Origin of the sequence: Mesorhizobium sp. M8A.F.Ca.ET.202.01.1.1 (assembly GCF_004791595.1) — a bacterium.
Classification (GTDB): domain Bacteria; phylum Pseudomonadota; class Alphaproteobacteria; order Rhizobiales; family Rhizobiaceae; genus Mesorhizobium.
The window spans coordinates 1-424 of the sequence record NZ_SRUN01000081.1; the positions used below are offsets into that span (position 1 = coordinate 1).

General features: G+C 57.5%; 1 protein-coding gene. It reads right to left on the reverse strand.

Annotation, left to right across the window (positions count from 1 at the left end):
* Positions 1–69 precede the first annotated feature (69 nt).
* Positions 70–424 (reverse strand): hypothetical protein (locus EN845_RS35705; protein WP_189522918.1); only part of this gene is annotated, 355 nt, incomplete at its 5' end.

Consider the following 424-nt stretch of genomic DNA (forward strand, 5'->3'; position numbering starts at 1 on the left):
ATCTCTATAGCAACGTCAAGGAGAAGCGCGAGGTGTTGCAGATGTGGTCAAATCACATCGAATGGCTGATCAAGCAGGCTGCGGATGACGCTCTGGCGGCGTAGCTGCTGGCATGGGCGGAAGATGCGGCGCAACAATCGTCAGAGGCTCATCGAATTGGAGATCATGCTTGACCAGCAAATGCGCGGCCAATGCTTCGATGGCCGACCAGTGATCGAGTACTAGCCGGGCCGTGCAATCTTCGATCCGCCCCCAATCGGGGCGGCGCGGCATCAGGAACCGCAACTCACCATAGATTCGCTTGGCATCCGCGTAGTCGCTGCTCCCCTCATTCCCATCGGACGCATTCATCGCCATATCGCGCGGGTCCAGATAGCCTTCGAATGCGGATTCTGCAAAAGGACCTGCCAGACACGCAACTATC